The organism is Candidatus Nitrosopumilus koreensis AR1 (assembly GCF_000299365.1).
Taxonomy (GTDB): Archaea; Thermoproteota; Nitrososphaeria; order Nitrososphaerales; family Nitrosopumilaceae; genus Nitrosopumilus; species Nitrosopumilus koreensis.
Genome location: NC_018655.1, coordinates 794,838 through 811,746, shown reverse-complemented (window position 1 = coordinate 811,746; position 16,909 = coordinate 794,838). Strand labels below are relative to the sequence as shown.

Annotated in this window: 15 protein-coding genes; 4 read left to right on the top strand and 11 right to left on the bottom strand. The window is 32.8% G+C overall.

From position 1 onward, the window contains the following. Positions 1 to 2: 2 nt before the first annotated feature. The 3 genes from NKOR_RS04840 to NKOR_RS04830 all read left to right on the top strand — a co-directional run bounded on the left by NKOR_RS04840 (position 3) and on the right by NKOR_RS04830 (position 3,658). Positions 3 to 266, top strand: coding sequence for a hypothetical protein (locus tag NKOR_RS04840; protein WP_014963249.1), 264 nt, complete (start codon positions 3 to 5; stop codon positions 264 to 266). Between the two features lie 43 nt (positions 267 to 309). Continuing rightward, a complete protein-coding gene (locus tag NKOR_RS04835; protein ID WP_014963248.1) occupies positions 310 to 2,235 on the top strand; it encodes an AMP-binding protein in 1,926 nt (641 codons plus the stop codon). Between the two features lie 70 nt (positions 2,236 to 2,305). Continuing rightward, entirely contained in the window at positions 2,306 to 3,658 is a 1,353-nt protein-coding gene (locus tag NKOR_RS04830; RefSeq protein WP_014963247.1) for a pyridoxal phosphate-dependent aminotransferase, read from the top strand. Here NKOR_RS04830 and NKOR_RS04825 read toward each other — a convergent pair. The 5 genes from NKOR_RS04825 to NKOR_RS04805 all read right to left on the bottom strand — a co-directional run bounded on the left by NKOR_RS04825 (position 3,651) and on the right by NKOR_RS04805 (position 7,512). Beyond that, positions 3,651 to 4,229: an SHOCT domain-containing protein gene (locus NKOR_RS04825; RefSeq protein WP_014963246.1), complete on the bottom strand. Its 579-nt coding sequence runs from the start codon at positions 4,227 to 4,229 to the stop codon at positions 3,651 to 3,653. The two genes, NKOR_RS04830 and NKOR_RS04825, sit on opposite strands and share 8 nt — an antisense overlap. A gap of 78 nt (positions 4,230 to 4,307) precedes the next feature. After that, a complete protein-coding gene (locus NKOR_RS04820) occupies positions 4,308 to 5,393 on the bottom strand; it encodes a sensor histidine kinase (protein WP_016939919.1) in 1,086 nt (361 codons plus the stop codon). Positions 5,394 to 5,403: 10 nt separating this feature from the next. Then, positions 5,404 to 5,793, bottom strand: a complete 390-nt coding sequence (locus tag NKOR_RS04815; protein ID WP_014963244.1) for a response regulator — start codon at positions 5,791 to 5,793, stop codon at positions 5,404 to 5,406. After that, the gene (locus NKOR_RS04810) at positions 5,793 to 6,743 is read right to left on the bottom strand and encodes a TrmB family transcriptional regulator (protein WP_014963243.1); all 951 of its coding nucleotides are present in this window, start codon (positions 6,741 to 6,743) and stop codon (positions 5,793 to 5,795) included. Before NKOR_RS04810 ends, NKOR_RS04815 begins: the two co-directional genes overlap by 1 nt. Before the next feature lie 73 nt (positions 6,744 to 6,816). Continuing rightward, complete coding sequence (locus tag NKOR_RS04805) at positions 6,817 to 7,512, bottom strand: peptidase (protein ID WP_014963242.1); 696 nt, start codon at positions 7,510 to 7,512, stop codon at positions 6,817 to 6,819. Between the two features lie 128 nt (positions 7,513 to 7,640). On the opposite strand from NKOR_RS04805, the gene NKOR_RS04800 reads away from it, so the two are divergent. Then, positions 7,641 to 7,904: a hypothetical protein gene (locus NKOR_RS04800; protein ID WP_016939376.1), complete on the top strand. Its 264-nt coding sequence runs from the start codon at positions 7,641 to 7,643 to the stop codon at positions 7,902 to 7,904. Here the strand turns inward: NKOR_RS04800 and NKOR_RS04795 are convergent. From NKOR_RS04795 to NKOR_RS04770, 6 genes are all read right to left on the bottom strand, one after another. After that, positions 7,884 to 10,481: an Ig-like domain-containing protein gene (locus NKOR_RS04795; RefSeq protein ID WP_232202962.1), complete on the bottom strand. Its 2,598-nt coding sequence runs from the start codon at positions 10,479 to 10,481 to the stop codon at positions 7,884 to 7,886. The two genes, NKOR_RS04800 and NKOR_RS04795, sit on opposite strands and share 21 nt — an antisense overlap. 74 nt (positions 10,482 to 10,555) lie before the next feature. Next, the gene (locus tag NKOR_RS04790) at positions 10,556 to 11,974 is read right to left on the bottom strand and encodes a type II secretion system F family protein (RefSeq protein WP_187146204.1); all 1,419 of its coding nucleotides are present in this window, start codon (positions 11,972 to 11,974) and stop codon (positions 10,556 to 10,558) included. 33 nt (positions 11,975 to 12,007) lie between these two features. After that, a complete protein-coding gene (locus tag NKOR_RS04785) occupies positions 12,008 to 13,537 on the bottom strand; it encodes a type II/IV secretion system ATPase subunit (RefSeq protein ID WP_014963238.1) in 1,530 nt (509 codons plus the stop codon). A 54-nt stretch (positions 13,538 to 13,591) separates the two neighbouring features. Beyond that, entirely contained in the window at positions 13,592 to 14,215 is a 624-nt protein-coding gene (locus NKOR_RS04780) for a hypothetical protein (protein WP_232202961.1), read from the bottom strand. Between the two features lie 60 nt (positions 14,216 to 14,275). Beyond that, positions 14,276 to 15,838: a vWA domain-containing protein gene (locus tag NKOR_RS04775; RefSeq protein WP_014963236.1), complete on the bottom strand. Its 1,563-nt coding sequence runs from the start codon at positions 15,836 to 15,838 to the stop codon at positions 14,276 to 14,278. Further along, positions 15,819 to 16,829 carry an AAA family ATPase gene (locus NKOR_RS04770; RefSeq protein WP_014963235.1) on the bottom strand — a complete coding sequence of 337 codons (1,011 nt, stop codon included), beginning with the start codon at positions 16,827 to 16,829 and terminating at the stop codon, positions 15,819 to 15,821. Before NKOR_RS04770 ends, NKOR_RS04775 begins: the two co-directional genes overlap by 20 nt. Between the last annotated feature and the right edge of the window lie 80 nt (positions 16,830 to 16,909).

Genomic DNA, 16,909 nt, shown 5'->3' with positions numbered 1-16,909 from the left:
GCATGTCTGAGATTTCACTTGAGGATATAGAATTTATCAAAATCTTGGCAACATCTGATGCTACGATACTTCAAGCAGGCATGAATGATGCCACTCGTAAGAGGTTAGATGAACATGTAGGCGTGATTTTGCGCCAATATTATTATGAAAATACCTTGTTCTCTGGGACAAAAATAACTAAAGAACTTCAAAAATTTGGAATCACTGAAGATCATGGAAAAGCAGCAATTGCCTGTGCCAGACGTCTCGGAATTGATATTTCTTAATCTAAAATCTTTTTACAGTCTGTTTTATTGTAAAAATTGAATCTTGTCTGATTTTGAATTCATACCAACACAAAAACAAGTTGAAGAATCTAACATCTTTCATTTTATGCAGAAACATGGAATTTCATCATTAACTGAACTGTCAAATAAAGCAAAAAATGAATTGGAATGGTTTTGGAGTGAAGTTGATAAGGATATTGGGGTTGTTTGGGATTCTCCATATGAGAAAATACTTGATTCTTCAAAAGGAATCGCACATTCAAAATGGTTTGTAAATGGTAAAACAAATATCTACAAATCAACTGTTGAAAAATTTGCAAAAACAACTCCAAATAAAATTGCGTATTATTTTATTTCAGAAGATGAGGCCACTTCAGAATTATCTTACTTGCAACTAGATGAAAAAGTTTCAAAACTTGCTAATGGCTTAAAATCTCTTGGTGTGGGAAGGGGTGATGTTGTAGCGATTTATCTTCCAATGATTGAAGAGGCAATTTTGGCAATTTTAGCATCTGCCAAAATCGGAGCAATACAAACTGTAATTTTTTCAGGATATAGTACTGAATCATTACATGTTAGATTGCAAGATTGTAATGCAAAAATTCTTTTTGTTTCAGATGGCTTTGTGAGAAAAGGAAAACCAATTTCTCAAAAAGAACCTATGGAAAATGCAATTTTGCAAACTAAGGTTGAAAAAACAATTGTGGTAAACTACAAAGGAATTGACAAATATGAAAAATCTGAAAATATTGTTTTTTATGATGAACTGACCGAATCTCAAGATTCGGTTTGCCACACTGAAGTAATGGATTCTGAAGATTCACTCTTTATTTTATACACCTCTGGAACTACTGGAAAACCCAAGGGGGTTGTACATGTTCATGGGGGTTTTTCTGTATTTGCTGGTCATCAGGCAGCATATCTTATTGACTTGCAGGCACAAGATGTGTTGTTTTGGCCAGCAGACATTGGGTGGATAACAGGTCTGGTGTGGAATGTTTATGGCTTGCTGATTATGGGTGCTAGTTCTGTGATATATGATGGGGCATTAGATTTTCCAAGTTCTGACAGAGTGTGGAAGATTCTTTCAAATTATAATGCAACAATTTTTGGCATATCTCCTACTGCAACAAGACTGTTTAAAAAAAATAATGAAGAACCATTAAAAAATTTCTCACTTGACAAAATCAAGAACATACCTACAACTGGAGAACCTCTTGATGAAGATTCTTGGTGGTGGCTGTTTGAAAAAGTTGGAAATAAAAAAATCCCGATTATGAATCTGTCTGGGGGTACTGAGATAGGTGGTGCAATGTTGTCTGTTTTTCCTGGAATGAAATTAAAACCCTCTACTGTTGGCATTCCAGTTCCTGGGATAGATCTTGATGTGGTAGATGATGATGGGAATTCTGTCAAAAACAAAAATGGTTATTTAATCATACGATCTCCTTGGCCAGGAATGACCAGAGGATTATTAAATGACAATAAACGATTCCTTGAAACATATTGGTCTAGGTTTGAAAATATTTGGTTTCATGGAGATTATGTTTTTGTTGATAATGATAATCTCTGGTATATGCGGGGAAGAACTGATGACGTCATCAACGTTTCTGGTCATCGTATGAGTACTGCCGAAATTGAACATACTGTGATGTCTCATGAAAAAATTTCTGATGCTGCATCGGTTGCAATTCCTGATGATTTAACTGGAGAGGCAATTGTTGTTTTTTTTGTAACAGATAACAAAAATGATTTTGGTTTGGAATCTGAAGTGTCTGATTTTATAAGTGAAAAAATTGGCAAATTAGCAAAACCCAAATTTGTTTTTCAATTATCTGATTTACCAAAAACTAGAACAGGTAAAATTATGCGTCGGCTGTTAAAATCCAAATTACTTGGAAATGATCTAGGAGATTTGTCCTCTCTTGAAAACCCTCAGATTTTGGATGAAGTTTCCAAACTAGGTTGATAAAATCTCACTTTTTGATATCCTCTATTTTACGCATAATGTCTTAATCCCTTCAAAATAACTAATAGTAATGAAATTCATTGTTGACCAACAAGTTGAAGACATTGAGATGCCTGAAAATCTCAAATTAAATACATTTTTACAAGAATTTCACTCAAATTGCCCTCATCCTGAATGCAGTTTTGGATATTACGGTTTTGCTTTTGGCCAATCTCCTTTCCCAGTACCTCAAAAAATACAAGATGCTTTGATTGCTAGTGCATCTAAAGGTGCATATGCTGCTGTGTCAGGTTTACCTGAATTACGTAATGCTATTTCAAAATACAACAAACATTATTTTGGAATGGATGTTGACCCTCAGAGAATTTACATTGGCCCTGGTACAAAAGAACTGATTTTTAATTTATTAGAAATATTGCATGGAACTGTTATTCTGCCAACCCCTGCATGGCTGGGGTATTTGCCGCAAATTCGTTTCTTGAAGAAAAATTATCATATGCTTCCAACTCGTGCTAATAGAAAAATTTCTCCAAGTGATTTAAGAAAACTTGCCCTTAGATTACAAGATAGACAAAAAATTCTGATTTTAAACAACCCCAACAACCCTACAGGTCTATTATATGACAAATTAGAATTAGAAGAAATTGCTGATGTGTGCAGAGAGCAAAATATTTGCGTAATTTCTGATGAGATCTACGCCCAAACAACTTATGATTTTTCAAAATTTGTTAGTATGGGAAAAATCTATCCTGAAGGAACATTTGTGACAAATGGGTTATCTAAATCACATGCAGCTGGCGGATATCGTTTGGGTTATGTTATTTTTCCACAACATGCCATTGATCTTAAAATCCAATTTAAAAAAATTCTTGCAACAGAGTTTACTGCTGTATCTACACCAATACAAAATGCAGCAATTTCTGGATTTGAAATTAGTGATGAGATGAATGAGTATTTTGAGATTACTCGAAATATTCATAAAATTATGGGAGAGTATTCATATGATGCATTATCTGCAATTCATGGTGTAAAAGCAACCAAACCTGATGCAACATTTTATCTCTTAGCTGATTTTAATTACTATGCTCCTGATTTAGATGCTGCAAAAATTAACACTTCTCAAAAACTTTCAGAATCACTAATAGTTCATCCTTATCACACAGCCATAGTTGGTGGCGATAGTTTAGTTTTAGAGAGAACAGATTTCAGTGCTAGAATTGCATATGTAGATTATGATGGTACCAAAGTATACAAAAATTATCAAGAACAAAAACCAAAAACTCCCTCTGAAAAAATAACATTTGTAGAAAATAATGCCCCTAAGATAGTTTCAGGAATTAAAATGATTGAAACATTCTTTGAATCTCTTAAAAGTGGCAAGATTGGAGAATCTTCAAAGAAACATTTGGGAATAACTACCTAGTATTTTTACTCAGTTTACTCTCTAATCTTTCAAACTCTTCTATTGTTATTTCCCCTTTTGCCAATCTAATTTGAATTATTTCAAGTGGGTTTGATCTTGTAATTGGTTTTATGATTCTGTTTTTTATGGTTTCTTTGTTGATAGAAATCTGTCTTGTATTGTCGTTGACTTTTTTCTTTACTCCATATACTGCTCCAAAAAGTATTCCTAATCCTCCTATTGCAAGAATCATTTGTGCAGTCTCTGAATTATTTTTTTGTGTTGTATCTTGATGAACTAGGGCTGCATCAGCTTCCTGAATTATCTTTTTTTCTAAAATTGAATCTATTGTGTTTTCTTCATTGTTTATTCCTACTGCAGCTTCTATGGTAATATCAGGGTAGTTTTTGTCAAACCATGATTTGTATTTTGGTTCATTGTAATATCTATCCAAATAATATTGAGGATCTTTGTTTGGATCGACAAAATCTGCCAAATTGTCAATTGAATCTGCAAAAGATTGATCAATGTTTAAGGCAGTGATTATTGAAAAAAGCACTAACATGATTGCAATGTTTACTGGTTTTCTCAACAATGATGAATTATCATTTTTTCATTTAAAACACGCGTACGATTTTTCCATGTTTAAACATAGTAAGTTTTATTAAAATTAGAAATTTTGTAGTGGAATCTCTTCTTTTGGCAATGTAAAGTAAAACATAGTTCCTTTTTCAATGTCACTTTTTACTCCAATTTTTCCACCTAGCTTTTTCACGATCCCTTCACATATAGCTAGCCCTAAACCGCTTCCTTCTTTTTTTCTCTTTGATGTCGCATCTATTTGATAAAATTTTTTGAAAATATTTTTTTGTTCTTCTTTGGAAATTCCCATGCCATTATCTTTTACAAAAAACAATACTTTGTTATTTTCATCACGTGCTCCGATTTCTATATGTGCATTGTCTTTGGGAAGAAATTCCATGGCGTTTGATATTAGGTTAGAAAATACCTGATTGATTCTATCTGGATCTGAGAATAATCTATGATTTTGGGAAATACTTTTCTCCAGTCTGATCCCTCTAATGTTGCATATTGGCAAAAATGCGTTATAAACAGTATTGACTATTTTCTCTGAATCTATCAGAGTATTTGTAATGATGAGTTTTTCTAAATCTATTTTTTGAACAGTTAAGACATCTTGAACAAGTTTTTGTAACCGTGTAATTGCAAGATCAATTTCATTAACCGCATCTAGTTGTTGCGAATTTAATTTTCCCAACAGCTCTTCTTTTTTTAATAATTGAACATATCCTAAAATTGGCATTATTGGTGTTTTTAATTCATGTGAAACCATGGACATGAATTCCACTTTGCGTTTGTCCATCTCTTGTAGTTGTTTGTTCAATTTCCTTTCTTTCTTTATTGTGTCTGATACCATTCCTGTCATGTTTTTAAAATTATCATGAAGAAAATGTAATTCTTTTATTCCATTATGAGACATAAAACTTTCATCTACTTTGTTTGTTGATGAAAATTCATTCATTTTTTCAATGACTATTTCTATTGGCTTTGTTATCTTTCTTGACACATAAAATGTTCCAATTAATACACCTATGGACACAATTCCTGAAAATACTAACATTATTGTTCCCATTAACTGATCTGATGTTGTAATGTAGTTCAAAAAACCCATGTAGAAAATTATGAAGCTTGTTACCCCAAACATCAAAAACAATACATGTTTAATTTTCAACATGTTGTATCCCTTACACGTCTACAATTTGGTAAATTTTTTCTAATAGGGTATCAATATCAACTGGTTTTTGTAAAATAATTTTTGTTCCTGTCTGTTTTATCTTTTTGATGTTTTCTTGAGATACATTTGATGCTGTCAAAACAATTACTTTGTGTCGTATGTCTGACTCTTTGATTTTTTCTAATATGTCGTATCCATCCATGTCTGGCATGGTGAGATCAAGTATGACTGCATCATAGTCGTTTTTGATGATATATTCTAGCCCATCTTGTGCATGATTTGCAATTGTGCATTTGTGACTATTTAGACTCAAAAATGTTGATATCATTTTTGTAATCTGCTCATTGTCATCAATTATTAGTATACTAAGTTCTTTTTTTGCAGTTATTATGTCGCTCATTATGTTCTCCTCTTTTTTGCAAGAATGTTTTTGTGGATATAGTTTAGAATGATTTTTTCTTGTTCTATCTCTCTTAGTCTGTGTTCGTATTCCTTTTCATCAAATTCCTCATCTTCTTTTTCTAAAACATGTCCTGATTTTCTCCAAATCAATTTGAACAGGGATTCTAATGTTGATACAAAAGATTTTGAATCCGTCCACATTGCCATAAATTCAACATCTAAGTTATTTACAAAAAACAATACTTCTGATTCATCTTTTATGATAAATGAGAAATTGTCTTGATGACTATCCTCTAATTTTTTTATATGTTCTAAATTAATTCCCTCAAAAACATAATTTCCTTTTTCAGAAAATGTTGTAACTATTCCTAATTCTGCTTTGGTGTTTTTTAGGTAATCTACAAAATCTGTATGGTAAAATTTTATAAAATTAGCTTCTGTTCCCAAAACATGTATTGACTTTGTTGCTGTTTTTGTCATCTGTTCTATTTTTACTAAAATTGAATTTCGTCCTTGTAGACTTTGGAATCTGTTCTCAGACAATTCTGCTTTTTCACTATGAAATTCTGGAAGTGTTTGCCATAATGATATGATTGTTTTCTTTTTTGATTCTAATTCTGAAATTCTTTTCTTTTCATTATCTATCAGAATATTCATTGCATCGTTTATTGGAATGGAATTGAATTTTGAGGGTTTCCCAAAAATTGAATAGATTATTCCTTTTTGCTCTAATGAATTTAACAGATGATATGTTTCTGTTCTGGGAATTTTCAAACTTTTACATATTTCTGAGGCTGTTTTTTCTCCTGCCTTTGTTAAATGAAGATATACTTTAGATTGATTTGGCGTTAATCCATATTGAGAGAAAATTTTATTGATCTTGTCTATTGATTCTGCATGTCTTGCATCAAACACATATCCTTCTAATAATGCCTCTTCCATTGTCATATTTTTTTAATACAGAATGGTGGTCTTAAGCCCGTGTCTGTATTATCACATTACAGATACATTATATGAAAAATTATGGCCCCATACCCATACCGATTAGAATTATGTCTCCATATCCTAATTGAATCAAGAAACCTCCAATAATTAATAACAGATATGGGATTCCAGGGGTAACCCATGTGTTTGGTTTTTCTGAAAATTCTTCATTGTCTGCATGGTGAAATGAAAATGCTATTTTTTTAACAGATCCTTCATTTTTCTCAATTGAAAAACAATATTTTGGATTTTTTGCTCTATATCCTAAGAATGATGCTAGAATTTTTCTGGGTAATGTTTCATCAAATCCTTCAAAAATATTCTCTCCTCTAATTTTTGAAATTGTATTTCTCAATGCATTTACTAATAATGGAACTATGAATAATACTGCAGCATTTGATAACGTCGTAAATGGTGTAACAATATTTCCACTAATTGTAATTTGTGGCGCTATTACTGCTAGTGCAATTAATGCAAAAGCATCTGCTCCGCCAAATAATCCCATTCTCCAAATTAGTATAGAAATTGGCGCAATGATCAACGCAAATAGTGTTGAGTAAATTATATCTGTTTGATTTGGTTCAAAAATTAGTAATATTGCTCCTGCTACTCCGAAAACAATCCAAAGATAATCATGCACTTCTCTTTTCCAAATATCAAAAAATCCTCCTATGGCAAGCATTCCTAATGCCAGACCGATTCTTATCAAAAAAATCTCTGGAATTGTTTCCATATCTAAATCACCTTCAAATTATTGGGAGTTTTCACGTATATTCTATAAAAATTAAAAATTTTTCACTGTTTGCATGCAAATTTTCTATCACTCTCAAAATTTTAATATCTTCCAATAAAATTCACCTTATGAAAATTTTTAAGATATTCCATAATCCTGATACTGAAAAATACGCAATTTACTATTCTGTTGTGCTTGTTATAATTATTGGAACTGTTCTGGTGCAAAATTTTGGTTTGATTCATGTCTCGCCTATTGAAGGAACTGCTTTGTTTGCAGAAGGATTCATCTCTTTGGTGATGCTTGCCAGACATTCTAGAACCAAAGAACATTTTCCACATCATATGTCAAAATTCAAGCAAATGATTCAATTACCTTTCTCTAATGCTTGAAACTCTTTCTTTTATCTCTTCAATTTTCTCAGATATGTTAAATCTTTCTGTGATCTCTTCTAAGCGATTTGTTTTTCTTAGATAAAAGAATGCAGCTCCTGCTGCACCTGGAATTGCAAACAATATGAAATTATTTTCAGTAAATATTTCATTATTTGTTTCTTCAGTTACTGCATCTGTGATGGGAGCAGGAATAACTTTGATTGTTTTATTTATTTCTAGATTTGTAAATCCTAATCCTTCAACTGATGCATAAATCTCTAGACTCTCTGATTTGATTTCATCTATTGTGATTCTAGCTTTTCCGTCACTATCTGTTGTGGTTTCTTGTTCAATTATTTTTCCGCCAATAACATTCCAATTTACATCAAAATTTTCTACAGATAATGTTGATGTTGGATAATCTAATAACAACTCTGCAGTTATTTGTGTACCTTGATCAATTGAGTTAGGCGCAACTAGTGATATTTCGGGATGAAATCCATTAACAGTTAATTCAAAATTATGCATTGGCAAGTCTTCTGCTAACATAGTGATTTCTGTAGTGCCTTCTGAAAATGATTCTATCTCAAATGATTTGAAATATTCCCCTTTTTCAATTACTATATTCTCAGGTAATTTCAAAGAATATTGATTATTTGATACGATCTCTAATGTGATTTGGTTTTTAGCATATGCAGGATTCCCAACAGAGTCTAAAAGCTGGATTGATGCCAAGTTTTTGGTCATGGGAAGGATGTTCTTAGATACGGATAACTCTATGTTGGTTGGATCTGTAGTGTGACTCTCTAAACTTAATCCTGTTTCCATACCTGTGGCTTGAACTGTCATGCTGCTAGTACCTATCTTATTTGATTGACCAAAAATTACAGCATACTCTTGATTTTGTGTTATCACTTCTGGTGGAATCTCAAAATTCTCATTAGCACTAAATGTCATGACTGAATCTTTGATAAAATGAGTAACTCCTATTCGTCCGTCTTCCTCTTCTTCCTCATCATCTGCAGTTGTAACTTCCTCATCCTCTTCAGGACTTTCTAACAGATACCCAATTATTGGAAATTGTGAATATGCAAGAATCTTTGGAATAAGTGGCTCTACAATTAACGAAAGATCATCTTCCAATGGACCGTTTGGTTCTCCTGCAACTGTTGAAGATTTCTTGTTATCAGTAATATAGAATTCAAGAGATTCTCCTTCATCTGGAATCATTGTTCCAGTATTTCCAAAAATCAAACCAGTATTTTTCCCCTTTGGAATAAACGCATTTTCTGCATCCACCGTTTTCAAGTTTGATGATGCAACATTGACAAAAAGATCTTCACTTGCTACTACGGGTACTGAAACTGTAACTGTTTCTCTATCTGTCTTGCCTAATGTACTTGTTCCTAACTGTCTTGAAACCTCAACTTCTGTTTCAAAATATGTTACTCCTACAAGCTCTTTTTCACCTGTTGTTAAAAATGGGAGTGTTTGTGTTATTGCTGGACCCTTTCCTTCTATGGCTCCTATTTCATCATGTGTAACTGTAATAGAATCCCCTTTTGCGATATGATCATCTGCTATAATGTAAAAATTGTATGATTGCACAAATTCATCTGTAAAATCTGCAACATTTGGTCTTATTGAAAAACTACTAAATGTGGAATAACTTCCTTCTTTTATCTCTAATTCATTTGACGCAAACAAAAATTCTTCAAAATCATGACTGGTATTAATTCCTGAATCTGGGTTTTCTACTCCTATTTTCAAATTAATATTCTTGTCTGCTTTTACAGGTATTCCTTCAGCATCTTGTAATTGAACAATTGCATAGCCTGTTTGTGATGAAAAGCTATTGAAATTTTTTGGAAAAACATATAGTTGTAATTGTAACGGTGTTTTTGCTTCCCTGACATGGATGAATTGGCTAACTTTTTTCATCCCTTCTGTTTCTGCAAATATAATTGCATCTCCTGATTCTTTTATGTTGAATTTTGTCAGTGTATAATATTCTCCTTTTGGTATTGTAATCTCTGACTCTTGTAATTTTATCACATTTGTATTTGGAGTGGAAATTTTTACAATGGTGTCTTCTGTTGCAATTACGGGTAAATTGCCTGTAGTTGCAAGCTCAATTCCGATATATCCAAATTTTGGGCCATCTACTGGAAAATCATTTGGAGTTGTTTTTAGTAATATTTGGGTTGGATGATTGTTGTTGTTGTAGATAACTATTGGAATTTCTTGTGATTTGAATCCTGGTGCTGCAAGAGATATGTTTGCAAAACCTGGTTCTTTTGCCAATATTTTGATTTCTGTCGAATAGTTTTCTGCATTACTGATTCCTGTAATTGCTACTATTGTGTTGTCTGAACTAGATACTTTTAATCCGTTTATCTCAACTGGTAAAATGTTTTCATTGTTTAATGCATGTATGTTGATTATGCCTTCTGTATTTTCCAAGAATTTTTGTGGATGTAATTGATATCCAAATTCCAAGTCAGGTTGTTTATCAAATGGATTCTGTACTCCAAAATTGGATTGGGCATCTATTGGTACTCCTCCTCCAACCACAACTAGAACTAAAAGTATCACTAAGACAGTCTTCAATGTGTTGATTTTGGGCTCAAATTGGATATATCGAGCAGTATGACTCTAAACAATACATACTAGAACAGGGCGCCAATGCTTACAATTGAACTCTGAATAAGCATGATGCTTCCAAACGCAATCAACACCAAAATTATTGAGTATTGGAATCCTCCTGAATATGTGCCTGTGACTACTTTTCCTAAGAATATGCCTGCTAACCATCCTTGAATCAGAATGACAATTGAATACATTTCAAAACTTTCTTGTGAATTTTTCTCCATTAATGCAATCCTTTCAGAATCTGTTTCAGACTGAATTCCTATGCTTGCAAGTGAATCAATTACCAGTAATGTTGTTAATCCTGTCATGCCCATCAAAATGAATCCAATCATTATGTATGGTTTAAGTAAACTGCGTTTTGTTTTCTCAATGCTGTGGATTTTTTCTGAAATATCTGCAAGAGATATCAGTGTATGGATGTTTCCTCCTCCTCCTGAAATGATTTCAAACAAGATCTTAAAATTAATCAAGACTTGAAAATCTTTAATCTCTTTTTTCAATGAATTAAAAATATCATCAAATGGTATGCCCCATTCCAATTTACTTCCTATTGTATTGGATGTTGATGTAAATAATTTGTAATCTTTACTTTTACATGCCCGGATTACACATTTTTCTGGACTAGTTCCTGCTTTTCTTGACTCAGCAATATCTCTCATTATTCTTGGAGTAGCATTTTCAGCATCAATTGATCGTTGATATGTTCTTTTAAATTTCATTGCAGGAAATACTGCTGCAGCCACTAGAGAAAACATCATGATAAATGCATTGTACTCTTTGATGATTCCCAATAATGTAATTGTAAAACCAATACTGCATATTGGAATTGTGTACATTGCAATTTGTTTTACTGGCATTTCTGGTAAGAATGAAGAATTTGTTTTACTTGCAAGAAAGATAAATGCTGCGGATATTATTGGCGGAATTACAATCAACAATAGTTGTGAGTTGTCACCTGAATTCTGAGCTAATGCTGTTGGGTCTGTACCTGAACCAACTGCTGAAAATATAATGTATACTGCTAAAATTACTATTTGTATTGTCATGTATGACTCTACAAGTGCCTTTACTTTGCTGATCTTTTGTTTTTCTGTTTCAGCATAGGAGTCAAATGCTCCATTCATCTTGCTTTTTAGATAATTTACTACATCTCCTCCTCCCTCTATTGCTGAAACATAACCTCCAAGAAAATCTGACATTGTCTTTGATGATGTCTTGTCTTTTGCTTGAGTTATGGCCGATATTGGATCCATGCCCAAAATCTCTATTCTTTTCAGTATTCTTTTTGCTTGAGTCTGTGTATGTGGCAAAATATCAAAATTTTTTATCTTTTCAAATATTGTGTATGGTCCAAATCCACTTGTTGCTAATAATGTAACAAATGTGATAAAATAAGGAATTTCTCTTTCTAGTTTTGTTTTTTCCTTTTTGTCGATTTTCTTTTGACTGTCTTTCAGTGAAAGCAGTTTTTACACCTCATAATGAATTTTTTCTAGAATTTCATTTGGGTTTCTATAATATCTTCCAATAAAATCACTTGTCTCTTTATAGTCTCGAATATTATGATCTTTGAGATATTTTAGAATTGAAACTCTTTTTTTGTATTCATCAATTAACTCATTAACTGCTTGACCTTGTGACTCTGCAATTCTTTTTACCATCTCGCTTTTTTCAATCTCTGAATCAAATGTTTTGTTTTTTGCATTCCATTTGAAAACAGAATTAAATGAATTACTGTCTTTAATCTCTTCAATCGAAACTATCTTTCTTGTACTTTGATTTGTCTCATTGTCTTTTACTCGTTTAATCACAATTGCACAGTTCATCAAAGTCATGTATGATGGTGGAATCTCCATTGGTTTTTGTTGAAGTCTTTTTGTTGCAGAAATCAAACTATCTGCATGCATTGTACACAATCCTCCATGACCTGTTGCCATTGCTTGAAACATCACATAAGCTTCAGAGCCTCTAATCTCTCCTACTATAATGTAATCTGGTCTGTGTCTTACTCCTGATTTTATCAAATCATACAGTCCAATTTCGCCCTCTCCTTGTGTTCCAAAACCCGGTCTTGAAATCAGACTAAACCAGTTCTCATGTTTTATGTTAATTTCAGATACATCTTCAACTGAAAATATCTTGTAATCTGGATTGACCAACCCAGTTATTGCATTAAGAATGGTAGTTTTTCCACTACCTGTTGAACCAATCACCATTATGGACATCTTTGCCTCCATTAACAACCATAGATATGCCGCCATTGACGTATCCATTGTCTCAAAGTCTATCAAATCAACAATTGTGTATGGATCTTCTTTGAATTTTCTAATAGTGAAACTGGTACCTTTTGGTGTTACCTCTTTTTGATACAGAACTGAGATTCTGTGATTGCCTTCTAATGCTAAATCTGTGATTGGATGTGCAGAACTAACATGTTTTCCTGCACGAAATACAATTCTAGACACAAAATTGTTTAGATTACTTGGTTCAAATTGAATATTTGTTGGGATGCTGTCGTATTGTCTGTGCCAAATGTAAATTGGAGTATTGATTCCAGCACAACTGATATCCTCAATATTAGGATCCCACATCAATCCATCAATGATTCCAAATCCTGAGATGTCTCGTCTAAGATAATATTTTACTTTCTCCAAACTTGCTACAGGATATCTTTCAAATAATTTTTTATTTTCATCAATTATGGTATTTAGAAAACTTTCAAAATTATCTCCTTTTGCATTTTTTACAGAGTCTATGCTTTCCTCTAATAATTGGTATAATTTGTTAAAAATTTCTTGCTCTTCATGATTTAATTTAATCTCATCAATTTGGTATTCATAACTGGAATTTTTTTCATTATACAAAATATTTGCATAACTGTATGGTGCATTCAGTTCATAATTTTTTATAATCTTTAATTCTGATGAAGCTTGTTTTTGATTTGGATCAAAAAACTCACTTTTAAGAAAAGTTTCTACAGACTTTGTTTTATCCTTCATTTACTTCACCTAAAGAAAAAGGAAAAAATGGATTCATTAAAAAAACACCGAATCCTAAGTATTTGCGATGGTTACACTTTGTGGTGCACCAGTTTTTCCGGCGAAGATATTCAAGCTAGATGTTGCTCCTGCATCAAGTGATGATAGAGTTCCATCTGGAACTTTGAAGTAGATGATCATTCTGTCACCTGGATTCAAACCAACAGGACCTGATTGTTTGGTCATACATAATGCTGGTAATGCACCTGCATCATCCAGATCAATTTCAAGATCTGCAGATGCACATGTTGAACCTGTAGATTGCATTTGACCTGAAACAGTTCCGGTTGAAATGAATTGTGCCTGGAAGTTATCTACCGTTACTCTGTCTGGATCTGTGTCTACATACCAGGCTGAGAATGGAACGTTAGTACCTCTGACTTCTATCTTGTCTGTAGACAAGATTTTGTCACCACTGTTTCTTACAGCAGCAGCACCCCATGCAACGCCGTTTGAATCAGTAGCATTAACCCACAACTGGACACCTTGGACTGAAATTGCTTCTTGTTGTGTACCGCCTTGGAAAAGTGATGTGCCGTAAACAACTACACCTGAACCAAGTACAACAGAAGCCACCAAGATGATGATGGTTGTAAGTACTGTACTGATTGCTCTGCGATTATTTCGTAGAGGGGTCATTTTCATTAAAAAATATGGTTATTTTGTAGAATATCTAAAAGAGTATGTAATAATTCGAAATTACATGTATTGTTGTGCCACAGATGTATAGGCGCGAACAAAGTTTGCAACTGTCTTTCTAATCTCAGTATGAGGGAAACTAACTGTGAAATATTTTGACATTCCATCAGGTACGCCTATTGCTATTACATTTACGCCTGCCTTGGAGGCCAGATTAATAGCAGATTGAAACTCTTCGTCAATTTCATGATACCCCATCATGTATCCATCGGTAATTAGGAACAAGTATCTGCGTTCATTGATGTCGTCTTCTAGCATTCTTGTTGCCAATTTCATGGCATCTGGAACAAATGATAATCCTGAACTGTTCATTCCTCCTATCCTGGCCTTGATTCTGTCATCATACTTTTCTTTGAAATCTTTAATCAGCACAAAATCATTGCTAAAACCATGTATGGACCATTTTCCTCCCTTGTAGTTTATTTTGTCTGCAGCTTCTGCAATACACATCAAAAATTTCTGTAAATCCTGAAACTGAATTTTCATACTTGCACTAGTATCCATAACTATTGCCCAGCTTTCCTCATAACGAAGTTCTTGATCTTGCTCAAAATAAGAAATTCCTTGACTTTCACTTGCAACTGCCTGAACTGCTTTTTGCATTTCAATGTAACCATAATCTTCAGTATTTGGATCTTCCATGGAGTTTGTTACATTCGATACTTGACTTCTAATTTTTTTAATAAAATTTGTACTATCTACTCTCAACTGAAAAAATTTTCCAAGATTTTCTGGTGCTAGTTTGATTTTGTCAAAACGTAATCCTTCAGAATATTTTTTGTATTTTTCCATCATTTTTTCTTCTTTTTTAATTTCGTCTATCCACATATTGCCTAATTCGTTAGCATAGTGTCTGAATTCTCCAGTAGGATTTAATTTCAAATATTTCAAATATTTTGTAAAGTTTGTTGGTTTGATGTTGTCGCAAAATGGATATTCCCACATTCCTAAAGCATATCTGTTTTTGTAAATTTCATCTGCAAGTTTAATCCTGTTTTCAGGAGTGTCATTATTTGTTATAGATTCTTTTACTTCATTTCTGAAGTGTTCTATTTTATTTCTAAATGCATGCTGTGTTCTATTTTTTTCATTTGACTCTAGGATGTTTTTCAAAAATTTGTTGTACAACAATTCACAAGAAAATTTAATCATTTCAATATTTTTTAAAGGATTTGAATATCTGGTTTTTAGATATTCCTGAACTCTGATGTCTTCCACAAATTTAATTGCTTGAGATGCTAAGATTGGGGATTTTCTCTGATACCATTTTTGATATACTGAATAATCTGAAACTGCAGCATGGCCTCCAGAGTGATACAATGATGCTAAAAACAAAGACCACACTGTAGAATACGAGTCATCTATACTATCAAACAGAATGCCTTGATAGAGACATTTTTCATCACTTTTTTTTGGTTTTGGAAGGGATATTTGTGTGGGTTTTCCGTACTTTAGTTCTAAAAAAGATAATTTTTCAGGCATTGTTACTTCAATGCTTGTTTTTTCTTTGTCTGCTACTTCATAGATGATGTTTGCAGATAGATCATACAAATTTTCTTTCAAACTTATCTCCTCCGCAAACTCGTTTTACAATTGCACGAACTTCTTCTTGAACCTCAAAATCATCTGCAGTTAATGCTATGATTGTCTCTTCTGCTGCAATTTCCACCGTTGTTCCATCTGCAACAATTTTTGCCCAATTTGCCAAATCTCCAACTGATGGACCATATGGAAGATCACCTTGTTGATATTCTTGCCTTAGTTTTGCACCTATCTTGACAATTTTTTCTGCATCGTCTCTGTTTACTTTTGCTCTGTGACATACAAGATCAATTTCTTTTTCATCAATTTTATCTCCCACACTCATGTAATCAAAATTTAACCAAACGCTCATCCTTCTTCTCATTGCAGCATTGAGTGGCTTTGTTCCTGCAAATTCTGATGAAAAAGGATTCATGCTGATTATCAGATATGCATGTTCGTGTCTATGGATAAGTTCATTATCTTTTTCTGTTAACACAAGATGTCCTCTCTGATCAAGAATAGGGTTTAATCGTGTTGCAACATCTTGTTTCATCATGTTTGCCTCATCAAGATACAATATTCCTCCATCTCTACACCAGTTTACAATCAATCCATCAATCCAGTTCTCTTTTCCCAATCCTACATATCTTCCAAAAAGATCAAAAACAGATGTTTGTAATCCACAATTAATTTCCCATAATGGCAGACCTGCTAATTCAGCAACCAAATAAACAATGTGTGTTTTTCCAGTTCCGCTGGGGCCAATCAAAGAACATTGTTTAAAAAACTTTAAAGCTCTTGCAATTCTTTCTACATACTTTTCCCCATTATCCAAATATGGAGGAGTGTCTTTTGGAATCATCTCTTGCATATCTTCACTAAATGAATACTGATTTTTGTCCAGATAATTTGAAATATCTTGATGTAAATCTAATTTCTTGGCTTTTTTGGGAGCTTTTGAAATTGTAAAATTTAAATTAAAATTTTTCTTCTTTACAGTGTTCTTTTGGGCAAAATCCTCTATTTGCATTATTTTTAAATCATTATTATTGCTCATATTCGAAATGATGTAACTTGAAATGACAGACACTTTGTTAATACACAATTTTT

Bases quoted from the DNA above. Each gene is read 5' to 3' on its own strand.
- NKOR_RS04840 (WP_014963249.1), top strand. From the start codon at position 3: ATGTCTGAGATTTCACTTGAGGATATAGAATTTATCAAAATCTTGGCA.
- NKOR_RS04830 (WP_014963247.1), top strand. From the start codon at position 2,306: ATGAAATTCATTGTTGACCAACAAGTTGAAGACATTGAGATGCCTGAA.
- NKOR_RS04820 (WP_016939919.1), bottom strand. From the start codon at position 5,393: ATGTTGAAAATTAAACATGTATTGTTTTTGATGTTTGGGGTAACAAGC.
- NKOR_RS04815 (WP_014963244.1), bottom strand. From the start codon at position 5,793: ATGAGCGACATAATAACTGCAAAAAAAGAACTTAGTATACTAATAATT.
- NKOR_RS04810 (WP_014963243.1), bottom strand. From the start codon at position 6,743: ATGACAATGGAAGAGGCATTATTAGAAGGATATGTGTTTGATGCAAGA.
- NKOR_RS04805 (WP_014963242.1), bottom strand. From the start codon at position 7,512: ATGGAAACAATTCCAGAGATTTTTTTGATAAGAATCGGTCTGGCATTA.
- NKOR_RS04800 (WP_016939376.1), top strand. From the start codon at position 7,641: ATGAAAATTTTTAAGATATTCCATAATCCTGATACTGAAAAATACGCA.
- NKOR_RS04785 (WP_014963238.1), bottom strand. From the start codon at position 13,537: ATGAAGGATAAAACAAAGTCTGTAGAAACTTTTCTTAAAAGTGAGTTT.
- NKOR_RS04780 (WP_232202961.1), bottom strand. From the start codon at position 14,215: ATGACCCCTCTACGAAATAATCGCAGAGCAATCAGTACAGTACTTACA.
- NKOR_RS04770 (WP_014963235.1), bottom strand. From the start codon at position 16,829: ATGCAAATAGAGGATTTTGCCCAAAAGAACACTGTAAAGAAGAAAAAT.